The sequence below is a fragment of the Trebonia kvetii genome, from assembly GCF_007827045.1.
Classification (GTDB): Bacteria; Actinomycetota; Actinomycetes; order Streptosporangiales; family Streptosporangiaceae; genus Trebonia; species Trebonia kvetii.
This window is the reverse complement of the sequence record NZ_RPFW01000004.1, coordinates 296605-313125: the sequence shown is the minus strand read 5'-3', so window position 1 is coordinate 313125 and position 16521 is coordinate 296605. Positions and strand designations below refer to the sequence as shown.

Below are 16521 nucleotides of genomic sequence, written 5' to 3'. Positions count from 1 at the left end.
CGATGAGAGCTCGTGCCGATCGGAAATCAGCGGGGCTGGCCAGGGTCAGCCGCACTCGTTCTGGATAACTGGTTTGTGTCTCTCAGCCGGCGTCCGGGAGAATTCTGGGGTGCTGCTGACCGTTACCACCACCCGTGCGCCCGCCACCGACCTGGGATTCCTGCTGCATAAGCATCCAGGGCGGGCGCAGGCGTTCGGCGTGGCGAGCGGGACGGCGCACGTGTTCTACCCGGAGGCGTCCGACGAACGGTGCACCGCGGCGCTGCTGCTCGACGTGGACCCGGTGGCGCTGGTGCGCGGTCCTGGGGACAGCGTCACGCACTACGTGAACGACCGGCCGTATGCCGCGTCCAGCCTGCTCGCCGTCGCGCTCAAGGGGGTGTTCGGCAGCGCGCTCGCCGGGCGGTGCGAGGCGCGGCCGGAGCTGGCCGCCGCCGCGATCCCGCTGGAGATCCGGGTGCCAGCGCTGCGCTGCACCGGCGGGCCCGCGCTCGCGATGAGGATGTTCTGCCCGCTCGGCTGGGACGTGCACGCGGCGCCGGTGCCGCTGGAGCCCGCGTCCTGGGGCGACTCGGCCTACGTCGACCTGCGGCTGACCGGGACCGTGCGGCTGGCGGACGCGCTCAACCACCTGTACGTGCTGCTGCCCGTGCTTGATGACGCCAAGCACTACTGGGTGTCGACGGATGAGGTGGACAAGCTGATCCGCGCGGGCGCCGGGTGGCTGGCCGGGCATCCGGAGCGGGCGCTGATCAGCCGGCGGTACCTGCTGCACCGGCGGGCGCTGACCGACGCGGCGCTTGCGCGGCTCGCCGAGTCTGACGACCTTGACCCGGCCGAGATCGACAACGCGGTGCCCGAGCTCGAGCCCGAGACGCCCGACGCGACGGCCGAGCCCGGCACCCCGGAGGCCGAGACGCAGGAAGCGCGGACGCTGGAAGCCGAGACGTCAGAGGCCGAAGCAATGCACGAGGGCGAAGCACAGCCCGAGGGCGAAGCCGAGCCTGAACGGCCGGTTTCGCTCGCGGTGCTGCGACGCCGGGCCGTGCTCGCCGCGCTGCGGGAAACAGGCGCGCGAACCGTGGCCGACCTGGGCTGCGGTGAGGGCGCGCTCACCGGCGACCTGCTGCACGACGCCGCGTTCGCCCAGGTGATCGCCGCCGACGTGTCCGCCAGGGCCCTCGCGCAGGCCGCGCGGCGGCTGCGCCTTGACCGGATGCCCGAGGCACGCCGGGCGCGGCTGACCATGTTCCAGTCCTCGCTCACCTACCGGGACGCACGGCTCGCCGGACTCGACGCCGCCGTGCTGATGGAGGTCATCGAGCACGTCGAACCGGACCGGCTTGGCGCGCTCGAGCGCGCCGTGTTCGGGTTCGCAGCGCCCGGCGCCGTCGTGGTCACCACGCCGAACCGCGAGTACAACGCCGAGTACCAGATGGCCGAGGGCGCGCTTCGGCACCGCGACCACCGGTTCGAGTGGGACCGCGTCCAGTTCGGGGAGTGGGCCTCCCGGGTCGCCGCGGCTTACCGGTACGAGGTCCGGTTCGCAGGGGTCGGCCCGGAGTCGCCCGCCGCCGGGTCGCCGACGCAGCTGGCGGTCTTCACCAAGGCCGGGGCCCCGACTGGCACTGTCACGGCACATGCCGGCATCCAGGTGACCGCGAACGGTGGTGCCGCATGAGCGAGCTCTCCATTCCCTAGCTGTCGCTCGTCGTGCTCGTCGGGGTGACCGGGTCGGGTAAGTCGACGTTCGCCCGGGCGAACTTCATGCCGACCGAGGTGATCTCCTCCGACTTCTGCCGCGGCCTCGTCGCCGACGACGAGAACGACCAGTCGGCCACCGTGGACGCGTTCGACGTGCTGCACTACATCGCGGGCAAGCGGCTCGCGGCCGGGCGGCTCACCGTCGTCGACGCGACGAGCGTGCAGCCAGACGCCAGGGCGCCGCTTGTCGCGCTCGCCCGCGAGCACGACGTGCTGCCCGTCGCGATCGTCCTCGACCTGCCGGCGTCGGTGTGCGAGGCGCGCAACGCCGGGCGGGCGGACCGCGACTTCGGCGCGCACGTGATCAGGCGGCAGCACGCGGCGTTGCGCAAGTCGCTGCGGAACCTCAAGCGCGAGGGGTTCCGCACGGTGCACGTGCTCCGCTCCGCCGACGAGATCGCGGCCGCGACGATTACCCGCACCAGGCTCTACAGCGATCTGCGGCACGAGACCGGGCCGTTCGACGTGATCGGCGACGTGCACGGCTGCCTCGCCGAGCTGACCGCGCTGCTGGAGAAGCTCGGCTACACGCTCGACCGCGACGAGGCCGGGCGGCCGGTGAACGCGGCGCACCCCGAGGGGCGGCGTGTCATCTTCCTCGGCGACCTGGTGGACCGCGGCCCCGACTCCCCCGGCGTGCTGCGCCTGGCGATGGGCATGGTCGCGGCGGGCACCGCGCTCGCCGTGCCGGGCAACCACGAGGACAAGCTGCTGCGCGCGCTGCGCGGAAAGAACGTCCGGGTGTCGCACGGGCTCGAGACCACGCTCGCGCAGCTCGCGGCGGAACCCGCGGAGTTCCGCACCGCGGTCGAGGCGTTCCTCGACCGCCTCGTCGGGCACTACGTGCTCGACGGCGGCCGGCTCGTCGTCGCGCACGCGGGCCTGTCGGAACGGCTCCAGGGCCGCGCGTCTGCCCGGGTCCGCTCGTTCTGCCTGTACGGGCAGACCACCGGCGAGACCGACGACTACGGACTGCCCGTTCGCTATCCGTGGGCGGAGGACTACCGAGGCCGCGCCATGGTGCTCTACGGTCACACGCCGGTGCCCGCGCCGGAATGGGTGAACAACACGCTGTGCCTAGACACCGGCTGTGTGTTCGGCGGCTCCCTCACCGCACTGAGTTATCCCGAACGGGTTCTTGTCTCCGCCCCCTCCGCCCGCGTCTACTACGAGCCCGCAAGGCCATTCCCGCCGGTCTCTGCGGATTCCGCGGACAGCGCAGGAGCGCCGGAGACGGCGGGCGCCCCGGACTCGGCCGCCCGCGCGGCTGCTACTGCCGGCCCGGTGCCCGCCGTCGCGGCTCGGCGCGAGCCCGACGTGCTCGACATCACGGACGTGACAGGCACCAGGATCATCGACACCGGCTACGTGCCGCGGATCAAGATCGGCGAGGCGAACGCGGCCGCCGCCCTTGAGGTGATGAGCCGGTTCGCGATCGACCCGCGCTGGCTGCTGTACCTGCCTCCGACCATGTCCCCGGTGAGCACGTCACCGGACGGCGACCTGCTCGAGCACCCGGACCAGGCGTTCGCGGCGTTCGCCGAAGCTGGCGTTCGCGAGGTCGTGTGCGAGGAGAAGCACATGGGCTCGCGCGCCGTGGTCCTGGTGTGCCGGTCCGAGGCCGATGCGATGAACCGCTTCAGCGTGACCGCGGGCATGGGCGGCGGTGCGGTGTGGACACGGACCGGGCGGCCGTTCTTCGGCGCGGAACTGACGGCCGCGCTGCTCGACCGGGTGCGGTCCGCCGCGACGGCGGCCGGGCTGTTCGACGAGCTGTCCACCTCCTGGCTGCTGCTCGACGCGGAGCTGCTGCCATGGTCGGCCAAGGCGGGGCAGCTGCTTCGCGACCAGTACGGCGCGGTCGGTGCCGCCGCCCGCGCGGTACTGCCGGCGGCGGTCGCCGTCCTTGAACAGGCGGTAACGCGGCTGGCGGACGCGGGGCCGGCCGGGACGGCCGGGGAAGCCGGCGCGGCCGGCACGGCCCGGGAAGTCGGCGCGGTCGGGGAAGCCGGGGAAGCCGACGGCATCGTCGTGCCGCGCGGGAGCGCTTCAGCCGGAGCGCTCACGGACCTGCTCGCGCGGACCCGGTCCCGGCAGGCCAACGCCGACGGCTTCGCGGCCGCCTACCAGCGGTACTGCTGGCCGGTCGACGGCCTGAACGGGCTGCGGCTGGCGCCGTTCACGGTGCTCGCCGCCGAGGGCGCCGCGCACGCCACTCAGCCGCACTCCTGGCACCTGGATGTCGCCGCCCGGCTGGCGGCAGCCGACCCGGAGCTGTGCGCGCAGACCAGGCACGTGTACGCGGACACCGCCGATGCCGCCTCCTGCGCGGCGGCCGCCGACTGGTGGCTGGCGCTGACCGAGTCCGGCGGCGAGGGCATGGTGGTCAAGCCAGCCTCGGGCCTGGTCCGCGGGCCGAAGGGCCTGGCCCAGCCGGGGCTGAAGGTGCGCGGCCGTGAGTACCTGCGGATCATCTACGGCCCCGACTACACCGAGCCGGAGAACCTGGCACGGCTGCGGACCCGGTCCGTCGCCAAGAAGCGGTCGCTCGCGCTGCGCGAGTACGCGCTCGGCATCGAGGGGCTAGACCGGGTGGCCAGCGGCGAACCGCTGTGGCGGGTGCACGAGTGCGTGTTCGGCGTGCTCGCGCTCGAGTCGGAGCCCGTCGACCCGCGGCTGTAGCGGCCGGCGACTTGATGAGGGCAGCGGGGTCGGCTTGGCGCGCCGGGCCTGCGTGATGTGCCTGGCGAATCCGCCGGTCACCGGCGCGCTCGCCGTGGCGTGAGCTCGGCTGATCCAGGCTGACCAGGGCAGCGGTGTTATCAGGGCAACGGAAGCCGCTTCCTTGCCTCCTCGTACAGGTCGGCGGGCAGCGGTCCCCGCTCCGCCACCGCGATGTTGGACGCCAGGTGTGCCCGGTTCGCGGTGCCGACGATCGTGGTCGACAGGCCGGGGTGGCTGAGCGTGAAGCGCAGGATGAACTCCATCCGGCCGATGCCGGCTTCATGCAGCAGGTCCTCGATGCCCGAGTCTTCCCAGTTCCGCCTGCCGACACCGGGTTCCTGGGTGAGCGGACCGTTACGCCAGTTCTTCTCCTCCGACGCCGCGCCGCGCGCGGCACCGCCTCGGATGAGCGTGCCCGCGCCCTGGTCCGCCGCCTCGGCGATCAGGCTCTCGTGGTCGCGCTGGACCGCCGAGTAGGGGATCTGGAAGGCGTCGAACACGTTCATCTCGATGTGGTCGGCCAGGTCGGGGAGGATGCCCGACATGCCGATGAAGCGGAGCTTGCCCTCGCGCTGCAGCTCGCGCAGCGTCTCGACGGTGCCGTTCTCCTCCAGCGTCGCCTTGCTCGGTGACATGTGCACCTGGACCAGGTCCAGGCGGTCGGTGCGCAGGCGGCGCAGTGACTGCTCCACGTCGGCCCGGACGTTCCTTGCGCTGTAGTCGTGCGGGTAGGGCGGCGGTGCGTCGGTGGGGAACTCGAGCGGGCAGCCGCACTTGGAGGCGAGGAAGTACTCGTCCCTGCGGTGGCCGAGGTACGTGCCGATCAGCTCCTCGCTGCGACCGTAGTCCGGCGCGGTGTCGATCAGGTTGATGCCGCCGTCGAGCACGGAGTTGAGCAGCCGGCCCGCGTCTTCGTCTGCTACCTCGGGGCCCCTGGGCAGCCCGCGCAGCTCCATCGCGCCATAGCCGAGGATGGTCACGTCCGCGCCGGTTCGCCCGAGGACTCGTGTCATGATCGCCATGCCGCCCACGCTATCCCGGCGGCCGTTGCGGCCGCGATGCGCGATCCCGCCCCGCTCGCCGGGCTGAGGGCCGATGAGAATCGCCGGAGATTCTCGTCATCCTGGTGAACATCGGACAGCTGGGAGGCTGGGCATGACCATCAAGTACGACGGCTACCTCAACGTGCTCTTCGTCGCCGACTACCGCAAGGCGCGGGACTTCTACGAGAACGTCATGGGCCTTGAGTGCGCGAACGCCACCGACGGTGTCGACGCGTTCTACAACGTCGGTTCGAACGGGATGCTGCTCATCGCCAGGGACATCGCCGATGACCTGCTGAGCCCCGGCGACGTGGACCACGAGCCGTCGCGTGGTGGCCGGTTCGTGATGGCCACCGGCGTGGACGACGTCGATGACGCCTACGAGGAACTGCGGGCCAAGGGCGCGACCTTCATCCGGGAGCCTGAGGACCGGCACTGGGGCCTGCGGTGCGCGCACTTCACCGACCCGGACGGCAACGTCTGGGAGATCCACGCTCCGGTCGCCAAGGGGTAACGCGGCGGTCAGTGGCCCTTGTCCTCGAGCGCACTCGCGTCGGCGGGAACGTCGACCGAGTGCTGCTTGAGCGCTGTGATCGGGATGATCTCCAGGGCTCGCTCATGGGTGGACGCGAGCACGACCGGGGCCGCAAGGCCGTCCTGGTACGCGCGCAGCCAGTTCGCCGCCGTCACGCACCACCTGTCCCCCGGCACCAGGCCGGGAAAGCGGTACTGCGGCATCGGCGTGCTCAGGTCGTTGCCGATGCTGCGCTGGTGCTCGAGGAACTCGCTCGTCACCACCGCGCAGACGGTGTGACTGCCGCCGTCTTCCGGTCCGGTGTTACAACAGCCGTCCCGGTAAAAGCCGGTAAGCGGGTCAGTCCCACATGGCTCAAGCTCGCCGCCGAGCACGTTCCGTGCACCCATCCCAGAAGTATCGACAGCTGTGCCCCGCATACGCAACCCTCGGCGGCCGAACAGCGCAGGCAACTCACCTGATCGCGCTCATCACGGCGAGCAGGAAAGTCCCGATCGCGGCGAAGCCGTGGGCGACCGGGACGAGCACGGCCGGATTCGGCCGGATCGGGCCCGGCCCGCGCGGCAGGGCCGGATTTGCCATCAGCTGGGCGATCATCTCGTCGGTCACGGAGAATTCCGGCTGCATACCCGACTGCTCACCCGGCTGCTCACCCGGTTGCTGACCCGGCTTGGGCGCGTCCGGTGCGGCGGCCGGCCGGCGCTCCCCAGGCTTGTGTGCCGGATACGGAGTCCACAGCGTCACCGTGCACAATCCGAGACCGACCGCCACCATGAGCAGGCCGACCGCGGCCCAGGCGAGCGGCCGAACGCCGGAGGCGAGGAAGGCGGACCAGATCAGCAGGCCGCCGACGGCCGCGCAGGCGTGGCCGAATACCAGCTGCGGCGGCAGCCCGCCCGGCTTGACGCGCTCCCGGTCGAGCCCGCCACGCGCCAGCCAGGCGTGGAGCATGAACGCGCCCAGGCTCGCGGTGACAAGCCAGCAGATCAGAGTCGCGAAGCGCATGTGTCACGTAACTTCCGGCTCGTCGTGACAGCCGCGGCGGGTGCTCGCCGTTGAGGGAAGTGTGGCCGAGGTGCCGCGCCACGGCAATGGCGGCGCGGAAGCCTGCCCGGTTAGTCCTGGTAAGTCCGGGCGGGCAAGTCCCAGCGGGGAAGTCAGGTCTGTGTCAGTCTTCATATAGACAGCCTTTGAACAGTTGCCTAGCCTTGACTGTATGGTCAGTCAGGATTTCGCGTCAGCCGTAGCCATTCCTCCTACTCACGGCAGTGATCGCTTGCCGCCGGCGCCACTCGACAACGGTCAGCTGGCGACGGCCCTGCGGCCGTTCGGCGAGAGCCGGATGCTGCCGCCTGCCGCGTACACGTCCGCCGAGGTGTTCACCTGGGAGCGGGAGCACTTCTTCGGCGGCGGGTGGACGTGCGCCGGGCACGCGTCGCAGCTGCCCGCGGCCGGGGACCAGATCGCGGTCGGCACCGGGGCCGGGAGCGCGCTCATCGTGCGCGGTGACGATATGACGCTCCGGGCCTTCGCGAACACCTGCAGGCACCGCGGCCACGAGCTGCTGCCGTGCGGCGGCCCCGCTGGTAACGGCAGAGCCACCAACGCCCGGGCGATCATCTGCCCGTACCACTCGTGGGCGTACACGCTGAAGGGCGAGTTGCGCGGCGCGCCGGGCTACAAAGGCCTCACCGCCAGCGAGTGGTCACTGCGCGAGCTGCCGGCGGCCGAATGGCACGGGCTGGTGTTCGTCGACGGCTCAGGCGGCGCGGCAGGGCCGCTGCCGCTCGCCGCCCTCGACGAGCTCGTCGCGCCGTACGAGCCGGAACGCCTGGTGGTGGCCGCGACACACGTCTACGACGCGGCGTCCAACTGGAAGATCCTCACCGAGAACTACCACGAGTGCTACCACTGCCCCACAATCCACCCGGAACTGTGCAGCGTGTCGCCACCGCACAGCGGCGCGAACTACGAGACGACCGGCTCCTGGATCGGCGGCTGGATGTCGCTGCGCGACGGCGCCGCGACGATGTCGCTTGACGGCTCGAGCGGCGGCGTGCCGCTGCGCGGCCTGTCGGCGACGGCGCTGCGCGAGGTCATCTACGTCGGGATCTTCCCGAACGTGCTGCTCAGCCTGCACCCGGACTACGTCATGACGCACGTCCTGGTCCCGGAGGCGGCCAACCGGACGCGGATCACCTGCTCATGGTCGTTCGCGCCCGAGGCGGTCGAGTCGCCTGGGTTCGACCCGTCGTACGCGGTCGACTTCTGGGACCTGACCAACAGGCAGGACTGGTCGGCGTGCGAGTCGGTGCAACGCGGGCTCGCCTCGCCGTTCGCCGCGCCCGGGCCGCTGGCGCCTGACGAGGACGCGGTGTACTCGTTCGTCACCACGGTGGCGCGCGGCTACCTCGGCGAGCGGATCGGCGAGTGGCGCGCCTCGCATGTGCAGGCGGCGGCGTCGTCCGAGTGATGAAGATCAACTAGCGAATGCCCGTGCAGTTTCCGGGGTCAGGACCCCGGAAACCGCACGGGATCGCGGCGCTTGGACGCTTACCCGGCCGCGAATGCCTCAACGCCGCCGGAACGGGTGCCGAAGTAAACGATGCCGTTCGGTTAGGTTGGCCTTGGTGAGGTCAGCGCCCGAGAGGTCGGCGCTGTCAAAGTTGGCCTTGGTGAGGTTGGCCGCGGTGAGGTTGGCGTCAGAAAGGTCGGCGAGCAGCAGGCTGGCGCTCGTCAGGTTCGCGCCGACCAGGTCGCAGCCGCTCCAGTCAACGGAGGGGGCTGGCGCGGGCGTGACAGCGCCGGTCGCCGGGTCGACCGTCGGGCACGTCACGGTCGCGGCACGCGGTGCGGCCGACACCGGGACCGCCGCTACCGCCCCTGTCACCAGCAGCAGGGCGGCACCCGTAGCGCCTGCCCAGATCCGCCAACTCAGCCTGTTCACCGCGGTCGCCTCCGGCTCCTGGCCCAGTAAACCTCAGCTAGACGCCCGGCGCGACTGAACGGGTTACGTCAAGGGCTGCGCGCCGGCCCCCGCGGGTATCAGGAGCTCGAACGTCGAACCCTCGCCCGGGGTGCTGCTCACCCGGACCGAGCCACGATGGGCCTCGGCGATCGCCGCCGCGGTCGGCAGCCCGAGCCCAAAACCGCCGGACTCCCGGCTCACGTAGGGGGTTGCGCGGGAGAACCGGTCGAAGATCCGCTTCAGGTCGGCTTCCGCGATGCCGCAGCCGGAATCGGCCACGGTCAAGACGACTTGCCCGTCCTCGGCCCGGGCGCTCAGCTCGATGAGGTCGTCCTTGCCGGTGTGCGCGATCGCGTTCTCCAGCAGCGCGTCAAGCGCCACCGCCAGCCGGTCACGGTCACCAGAAACGGTCGCCTCAGTCATTTCCCCCAGCCGCCACCTGCGCGGCGTATAACCCCAGCGGTCCAGCGCCTCTATCACGATCGAATCGATACCGACCGGCGCCAGGTCAAGGAAGCCAGGGCTGCCGGCCGAGGCAAGGAGCAGCAGGCGGCTGGACAGCCTGCGCAGTCTCGCCAGCTCGCCGATCACCACGCGGACGTCCTCGACGACCGTCTTGTCGGTGACCGACTGCTCGATGAGCTCCGCGTGACCGAGCGCCACGGTGATCGGCGTGCCCAGCTCGTGTGAGGCATCGACAAGGAACAGTTGCTGCTGCTCAAGCAGCTGCTGGTTCTCCCGGGAGATGCGCTGCACTTCGGCCATCGCCGCGAGCCGCTCCAGGAGCGCCGCCTGCCGTCGCCGCCCGTGCCAGACCATCGCCAGGAACATCAGCGCGACCAGCGGCACCTCGATCAGGTAGTCAGCCTCCTGCTGGCCGTCCACCACCTGGGCCACGATGATCCCGCCGGTCGCCAGCGTCACCAGGCCCACCGTCAAGATGGCCGGCTGCAGCCGCCACATCCGGAACCCGTAAACGAGCGTCAGGCTCACCCAGATGACCAGGAAAGGAATCGTCGACCAGGCACCCATCGCACGCATCGCGAGCAGGTTCACGCCGACGAACAGCACCCAGGTGATGTCCAGCCACGACGACCGCAGCCGGTGCCGTATCCGCCGCAGCATTGGCGCCTCCCGCCAGACGGCATCAGGGTACGCCGGACGCCTGTGCCATCTACGGTAGGAGCCCGCAGCCGGCGGGACCAGTAACCCGCGCAAAGATGACCAATCCGTCATCGGGCCGTGACGACGCGAGTCAGGCCAGGGCGGTGACGCCGCGGTTGGCCAGCTGACGGGCGATGATCATGCGCTGGATCTCGCTGGTGCCCTCCCAGATGCGCTCCACGCGCAACTCGCGGAAGAAGCGCTCGGCGACGTTCTCCCGCATGTAGCCGCGGCCGCCGAAGACCTGGACGGCGCGGTCGGCGACCCGGCCGGCCATCTCCGAGCAGTACAGCTTGGCCATCGAGCATTGCGCGTGCGCGGTCCTGGTGTCCGCCGGATCGCGGTCGATGCCGCGGGCCGTTTCGTACAGCAGCGAGCGGGCGGCGAACAGCTCCGTGACGCTGTCCGCGAGCATGCCGGCGACCAGGCCGTGGTCGGCGATCCGCGCTCCCCCGGCGACCCGGGTGGTGGCGAACGCGGTCATCTCCGCGACCAGGCGCTCGGCGGCGCCGGTGCAGCGGGCCGCCACCATCAGCCGCTCGAAGCGGAACCACTCGCGCGAGTACAGCATCCCATCGCCCTCGCCGCCGACCAGGTTCGCGGCGGGCACCCGGACGTTCTCGAAGGCGACGATCGGATGGTGGTGGCTGATGGTGTGCGAGTAGGCGGGCGTGCGGACCACGGAGACGCCGTGGCTGGGCAGGTCGACCAGGAAGAGCAAATGGTCGGCGTCGGGAGCAGGCCGAACCCGTTCCGGGTCATCGGTCTTTTTCGCCTGGAAGAAGGCGTAGTCGGCCGTGTTGTAGGACGTGACGTGCCACTTGACGCCGTTGAGCACCCAGTCGGCGCCGTCGCGGTAGGCGGTGGCCTCGATCGCGTCCACGTCCGAGCCCGCGCCCTCCTCGGTGATCGCGTAGCACTCCTCGCGCTCGCCGCGGACCGTGGGCTTGAGGTAGCGCTCGAGCTGGTCTTCGGTGGCGACCGGCGGGAGCCAGGACGGCGGTGTGGCGGCGACCCAGCCGAGCGCGTTGGTCACCCGGCCGACCTGCTCCTGGACGAGCACCTGCTGGAGGCTGCTCGCGCCGATGCCACCCAGCTCGCGCGGCATGTTCGTGGCGTAGACGCCGAGTTCCATGGCGCGCTTCTTGTGCGCCTGCGTGACGTCGTCCGGCAGGCCGCCGTCGAGTTCCGCCTGGACCTCGAACGGTATCAGCTCATCGGCGAAGGCGCGGGCGCGCGCCTGGATGTCCTCATCTGCCGCTGACAGGCCGTACATGCGCGGCTGCCTACCTCTCTGCCGGTCTGCCGGCTGGCCTGACGGCTTTTGCCGCCGCTGTTTCCGCGTGGCGGTGTCTGCGTGGCGGGGCGAGCCGGCGGCTGAAGCATTGACTGAATGTTCAGTCTAAGCCTAGCATCGAGCCATGCCAATGAACCTGCCGAAACCCGCCGACGCGGTGGTCGTGGGCGGGGGAACCGTGGGCGCCTGGTGCGCCTGGTTCCTGCGCCGGGCCGGACTTGACAACGTGATTCTCATCGAGAAGGGCCTGCTCGGACAGGGCGCGTCGAGCCGGGCGGCCGGCGTCGTCCGCGTCCAGGGCGGCACCCCTGAGGCGGTGCGGCTCGGGCGCTGGACGCGCGAGTTCTACTTGCGCCAGCGCGAGGAGATCGGCACCGATTCGGGATTCACCCAGCAGGGCTACCTGCTGCCCGCGTTCACCGAGCCGGAGGTGGCCGCGGCGCACGCCAGGATCGCGATGCAGCAATCGCTCGGCCTTCCGGTGCGGTGGCTGACTCCTGCAGAGGTCGACGACATCAACCCGACGATGGCGCACGGCGTCACGCTCGGCGCCTCCTACTGCGACGAGGACGGGTTCATCACGCCGCCGCGCAACGTCGCCGCGTACACGGCGGCGCTGGCCCTGGCCGGCGTGACGGTGGCCGAGCGAACCCGGTTCACCGGGCTTTCCGCTGACGGCCGTACGGTGCGGACGTCGCTTGGCGAGGTCGAGGCCGGGCTTGTCGTGCTGGCCGGCGGGCCGCGGCTCGCCGAAGTCGGCGCCCTGGCGGGGATCTCGGTCCCGGCGGGCGGCGTGCAGCACCAGGTCTTCGTCACTGAGCAGCACCAGGCCTTCGCGGACACGCCGATGGCCTTCGACGTGCCGTCCGGTCTCTACTGGCGGCCCGAAGAGGGCGGCCTGCTGTTCGGGATGAGCGACCCTGACGAGCCACCCGGTGAGAACAGGACCATCGACTATGACTACCTGGCGCTGATGCGGACGCGGCTTGCCGCGCTCGTGCCGCTCACGGCCGGGCTTGGCATCCGGCGCGCCTGGGCGGCGACGATCGACTTCACGCCCGACCACCTGCCGATCATCGGCGCGGCGCCCGGCTACTCGTCGGTGTTCGTGGCGTCGGCCGGCGGGGCGGGGATGATGTGGGGACCCGCGGTGGCCCGGGCCGCCGCGGACCTCGCGCTCACTGGCGCCTCGGACATCGTTGATACCACTGACCTGGGGCTCGACCGCTTCGACGCGAGCGGGCACAGTAGGCTTGCCGCCGATCCGATCGCTCTGCCTTTCCCGGAAAAACTGGCCTTCCCGGAAAAACTGGCTTCCCACGAGAAAGCGTCCCGCGCATGACCGATGCACCGCCCGTGATTGACACCGCCCTGCTCGCCGCCGCGGCCACCGCGGAACTCGAGGACTGGGGGCCGCTTGAGGAGGCGACCTCGGCGGACATCCCGATGTCGACCCGGGGGCTGACCATCTGGTCCGCCGCTGACGATTCGGGCGCCTCAACCGGCATCTGGGAGTGCACCGCGGGCCCCTCGTACTGGGTACAGGACGAGACAGAGGTCATCTACGTGCTGTCCGGCAAGCTGACCGTCACGCCGGACGGCGGGTCGCCCACGGATATCGGCCCGGGTGACGTCGCGGTGTTCCCGCGCGGCTGGGCGGGAACATGGCAGCTGCACGAGACCGTGCGCAAGGTCTACGTGATCTTCTAGCCGTTCTCGGCTCAGAAGTCGACGCGCATCACCACACGGCGCACGCTTGGTGTGCTGACCTCGCGGAAGCCAGCGTCGGCGTACGCCTGCCGCGCGTCTTGTACCGCTGGCAGTTGCACCGGCCGGGATCCACGGTGCCGAAGATGGCGCTCAGGTCCGCCCGGTTCGCCGGGACGACCGTCACGTCGTCGGGGCTGATCGGTCCTTTGGGCGGAATCCGGAATGCAGTCGGGGGTGGAGTCGGCATGAACCGTCACGGTAGCGTGGATCGCGGACATTCCGCTTCCTGAATTGTTCCCTGAATTGCGTGTGAGGTGCTGCCAATGGCACACGAGGTGAGTCCGACCGCCCGGGCACTGCTCGCCCTCGAGGCCATCCAGAACGTCCCCGGCATCACCGCGCGGCAACTCGGCGACCGGCTCGGCGTGACGGAGCGCGCCGCCAGGCGCTACGTCGCGATCCTGCGCGAGGCCGGGCTGCCCATCGACTCGGTCAGCGGCCCCTACGGTGGGTACCAGGTCGGGCGCGGGCTGCGGCTGCCGCCGCTGACGTTCACCGCCGCCGAGGCGGCCGGCCTTGTGATGGCCGTGCTCGAGGGGCACCGGCCCGCCACGGATCCTGCCGACCTGGTGGGCGGGGCGCTCGCCAAGATCATCCGAGTGCTGCCGACCCCGGTGGCGCCGCTCGTCCGGTCGATCCGCGACGTTTCCGGCGCACCGCCGGGCTCCGCTGCTCCCGGTTCCGCGGTGGAGACCGGCGAGTGCTCACCGCCCGCCGAGGCGCGGGTGAGCCCGGTGCTGACCAGTGCGCTGATCGAGGCATGCGCGGCCGGGCGGCGGCTGCGGCTGACCTACCGGCTGGCACCGCGCTGGGACGGTGACGATACGCCGGAACGTCCCATGGAGGTCGATCCGTGGGCGGTGGTGCTCAGGCACAGCCGCTGGTACCTGCTGTGCTGGTCGCATACCAGGGATGCCCGGCGGGTGCTGCGGGTGGACCGGATCCAGTCCGCCGAGCCGATGCCTTTCATGTTCACGCCGCCACCCGGCCTTGACGCGCTGCGCACCCTCGAGGAGCACCTGTCGCAGGGCTGGAACTTCCCGGTCGACGTGCTGATCGACGCGCCGCCCGACGAGGTCGCGTACTGGCTGCCGCGCTCGCTCGGCGTGCTGAACCCGTGCGGCGAGACCCAGACGCGGCTGCTTGCCTCCACCGACAACCCGACCTGGTACGCCGGGCGCCTCGCGGTGCTGCCGTACCGGTTCGAGGTCACCGAGTCCGCCGAGCTGCGGTCCGCGGTGGTGAAGCTTGCCAGGCGCCTGCTCGCCGCCGCCGGTGACCGGCCTCAAGATTATCCGGAACGGGTGCGGCTGACTCCCGCGACCTAATTACTCCAGGCAGGCGTGCTGGCCGGTTCCGCGACGTGGCACGCGGAACGGGTGTTAGGTTGCCCCTAGGTTGCCGCTCAGTGACCGAAATCGCCGCACGCTGGAGTCGTCCCTTTGATGAGGATTCCCACGGGTATGGTGTCCTGCTCGATCGTCGTCCTCGCCATGGCCTTGGCCACCGGGTGCAGTCCTGACGGCTCCAGCACTCCGGGCGGCAGTTCACCCAGCACCGGCACCGGGCGCCCGACCGGCGGCGCGTCGCCGTCCTGGGCGAGGTCGCTGGGCTCCGGCGTGACCGTCACCACGCCGGGCGCCGCGGCATCCGGATCGCCCGGAGCGGTTCTCACCAGCGCGATCGCGGCCATCGAGGCGGGCAACTACGCGAAGATCTGCCACTATCTGCAGCCCTCCCAGCAGCCGAAGTGCAAGTCCGAATTCGGCTCGGCACAGGCGTCCGCCATAGCGACGGCGATGCCGACGTTCAAGAACCTGACCGTGTCCTACACGGCCACCGACGGCACGAAGGCGCTTGTCGGGCTGACCGGCACCATTTGCAGCCCCGAGCAGAAGCCCTCGTGTGTCACTAACAACGACGCCGCCGCCATCTTCGACAGCGGCAAGACGTTCGCCGAACTGTGGATGGAATCGGTCACCTCAATCTCGAACGGCTACTCGCTCACCCCGATGATCGAGGTCAACGGAAAGTGGTACGGCTACTCCACCGGCTTCTGAGTTTCTCGGGGCAATACCGTAGCCCTACGGTATCGGCGCAGGTAAACGCCGTTTTAGCGTGTGGTCACCCAACAGGAAAGAGGGTGATCAGCATGGACATGGACGCGTTCATGGCGTTCGTCGGCAAGTTCGCGGGGGACCTCGGCGCGGTCGTCGCGGCGGGCAACGTGGTCGTCGGAGACCGGCTCGGGCTGTACCGGGCGCTGGCCGATTCCGGTCCGGCCACGGCGGCCGAGCTCGCCGCGCGGACCGGGACCGACGAGCGGTACGTGGCGGAGTGGCTGGCCGGGCAGGCGGCTGGCGGGTACCTCGAATATGGTGAGGGCCGGTTCTCGATGACCGCCGAACAGGCGTTCGCGCTCGCCGACCCGTCGGGGCCGGTAGACGTGGCGGGGGCGTTCCAGCTCGCACTCGGCGCGGTCGCGGCGGTGCCCGCGATCGCCGAGGCGTTCCGCACCGGCGCGGGCGTCGGATGGCATGAGCAGTCGGCGGACGTGTTCAGCGGCTGCGAGCGATTCTTCCGTGCCGGGTACGCGGCACACCTGGTGCAGGACTGGCTGCCCGCGCTGCCGGGGATCGCGTCCCGGCTCGCGGCGGGCGGCAGCGTGGCGGACGTCGGATGCGGGCTCGGGGCATCGTCGGTGCTGCTGGCGTCGGCATTCCCAGCTGCGCGGGTGAGCGGTTCTGACTACCACGCCGAGTCCATCACGCTCGCGGTCAAGCGGGCGGCCGACGCCGGGGTGGCGGACCGGGTGACGTTCGAGACCGAGTCCGCGACGACATTCTCCGGCACCGGGTACGACCTGGTGACGACGTTCGACTGCCTGCACGACATGGGCGACCCGGTGGGGGCCGCGCGGCACATCCGCTCCGCGCTCGCCGCCGACGGGTCGTGGCTGATCGTGGAGCCGATGGCCGCGGACAGCGTGGAGGGGAACCTGAACCCGGTGGGACGGGTGTACTACAACTTCTCCACGCTGCTTTGCCTGCCGAACGCGCGGTCGCAGGGCGGCTCTAACGGTTCTAGTGAGTCTGGCGGGTCTGGCGGGTCCGGCGGCGGGGCGATGCTCGGGGCGCAGGCCGGGGAGGCGGCGATCCGTTCCGTGGTGCTTTCCGCCGGGTTCGGGTCATTCCGGCGGGCGGCGCAGACCCCGTTCAACCTGGTGTACGAGGCCAAGCCCTGACAGGCTTGCGGT

General features: G+C 70.7%; 15 protein-coding genes. 9 read left to right on the top strand and 6 right to left on the bottom strand.

The window, feature by feature from the left end; translation table 11 throughout:
* Positions 1–109: 109 nt before the first annotated feature.
* Together EAS64_RS21400 and EAS64_RS21395 are read left to right on the top strand one after the other, a co-directional pair.
* Positions 110–1681 carry a 3' terminal RNA ribose 2'-O-methyltransferase Hen1 gene (locus tag EAS64_RS21400; RefSeq protein WP_145855375.1) on the top strand — a complete coding sequence of 524 codons (1572 nt, stop codon included), beginning with the start codon at positions 110–112 and terminating at the stop codon, positions 1679–1681.
* Positions 1682–1713: 32 nt separating this feature from the next.
* Entirely contained in the window at positions 1714–4446 is a 2733-nt protein-coding gene (locus EAS64_RS21395) for a polynucleotide kinase-phosphatase (RefSeq protein ID WP_439333613.1), read from the top strand.
* A 140-nt stretch (positions 4447–4586) separates the two neighbouring features.
* Here the strand turns inward: EAS64_RS21395 and EAS64_RS21390 are convergent, their stop codons facing one another.
* On the bottom strand, positions 4587–5510 hold the full coding sequence (locus EAS64_RS21390; protein ID WP_145855373.1) for an aldo/keto reductase: 924 nt from the start codon (positions 5508–5510) through the stop codon (positions 4587–4589).
* A gap of 133 nt (positions 5511–5643) precedes the next feature.
* Here EAS64_RS21390 and EAS64_RS21385 point away from each other — a divergent pair, with 133 nt between their 5' ends.
* Positions 5644–6045: a VOC family protein gene (locus EAS64_RS21385; RefSeq protein ID WP_187366082.1), complete on the top strand. Its 402-nt coding sequence runs from the start codon at positions 5644–5646 to the stop codon at positions 6043–6045.
* A gap of 8 nt (positions 6046–6053) precedes the next feature.
* Here the strand turns inward: EAS64_RS21385 and EAS64_RS21380 are convergent, their stop codons facing one another.
* The gene (locus EAS64_RS21380) at positions 6054–6455 is read right to left on the bottom strand and encodes a DUF2237 family protein (RefSeq protein WP_145855369.1); all 402 of its coding nucleotides are present in this window, start codon (positions 6453–6455) and stop codon (positions 6054–6056) included.
* 64 nt (positions 6456–6519) lie between these two features.
* On the bottom strand, positions 6520–7071 hold the full coding sequence (locus tag EAS64_RS21375; RefSeq protein WP_145855367.1) for a hypothetical protein: 552 nt from the start codon (positions 7069–7071) through the stop codon (positions 6520–6522).
* Between the two features lie 271 nt (positions 7072–7342).
* Between EAS64_RS21375 and EAS64_RS21370 the strand changes: the two genes are divergently transcribed.
* A complete protein-coding gene (locus tag EAS64_RS21370; protein WP_222849490.1) occupies positions 7343–8539 on the top strand; it encodes an aromatic ring-hydroxylating oxygenase subunit alpha in 1197 nt (398 codons plus the stop codon).
* 99 nt (positions 8540–8638) lie between these two features.
* On the opposite strand, the gene EAS64_RS21365 is transcribed toward EAS64_RS21370, so the two are convergent.
* From EAS64_RS21365 to EAS64_RS21355, 3 genes are all read right to left on the bottom strand, one after another.
* Entirely contained in the window at positions 8639–9013 is a 375-nt protein-coding gene (locus EAS64_RS21365; RefSeq protein WP_222849489.1) for a pentapeptide repeat-containing protein, read from the bottom strand.
* A 63-nt stretch (positions 9014–9076) separates the two neighbouring features.
* Positions 9077–10159, bottom strand: coding sequence for a sensor histidine kinase (locus EAS64_RS21360; protein WP_145855363.1), 1083 nt, complete (start codon positions 10157–10159; stop codon positions 9077–9079).
* A 130-nt stretch (positions 10160–10289) separates the two neighbouring features.
* Positions 10290–11474 (bottom strand): acyl-CoA dehydrogenase family protein, encoded by a 1185-nt coding sequence (locus EAS64_RS21355; RefSeq protein ID WP_145855361.1) that lies wholly within the window; start codon positions 11472–11474, stop codon positions 10290–10292.
* A 145-nt stretch (positions 11475–11619) separates the two neighbouring features.
* Between EAS64_RS21355 and EAS64_RS21350 the strand changes: the two genes are divergently transcribed.
* The 5 genes from EAS64_RS21350 to EAS64_RS21330 all read left to right on the top strand — a co-directional run bounded on the left by EAS64_RS21350 (position 11620) and on the right by EAS64_RS21330 (position 16509).
* Positions 11620–12837 (top strand): NAD(P)/FAD-dependent oxidoreductase, encoded by a 1218-nt coding sequence (locus tag EAS64_RS21350; RefSeq protein WP_222849488.1) that lies wholly within the window; start codon positions 11620–11622, stop codon positions 12835–12837.
* Complete coding sequence (locus tag EAS64_RS21345; RefSeq protein ID WP_145855359.1) at positions 12834–13205, top strand: cupin domain-containing protein; 372 nt, start codon at positions 12834–12836, stop codon at positions 13203–13205. Before EAS64_RS21350 ends, EAS64_RS21345 begins: the two co-directional genes overlap by 4 nt.
* Positions 13206–13528: 323 nt before the next feature.
* Positions 13529–14593, top strand: coding sequence for a helix-turn-helix transcriptional regulator (locus EAS64_RS21340; protein WP_145855357.1), 1065 nt, complete (start codon positions 13529–13531; stop codon positions 14591–14593).
* Between the two features lie 117 nt (positions 14594–14710).
* Entirely contained in the window at positions 14711–15325 is a 615-nt protein-coding gene (locus EAS64_RS21335) for a hypothetical protein (RefSeq protein WP_145855355.1), read from the top strand.
* Between the two features lie 92 nt (positions 15326–15417).
* Entirely contained in the window at positions 15418–16509 is a 1092-nt protein-coding gene (locus tag EAS64_RS21330) for a class I SAM-dependent methyltransferase (protein ID WP_145856609.1), read from the top strand.
* The last annotated feature ends 12 nt before the right edge of the window (positions 16510–16521 follow it).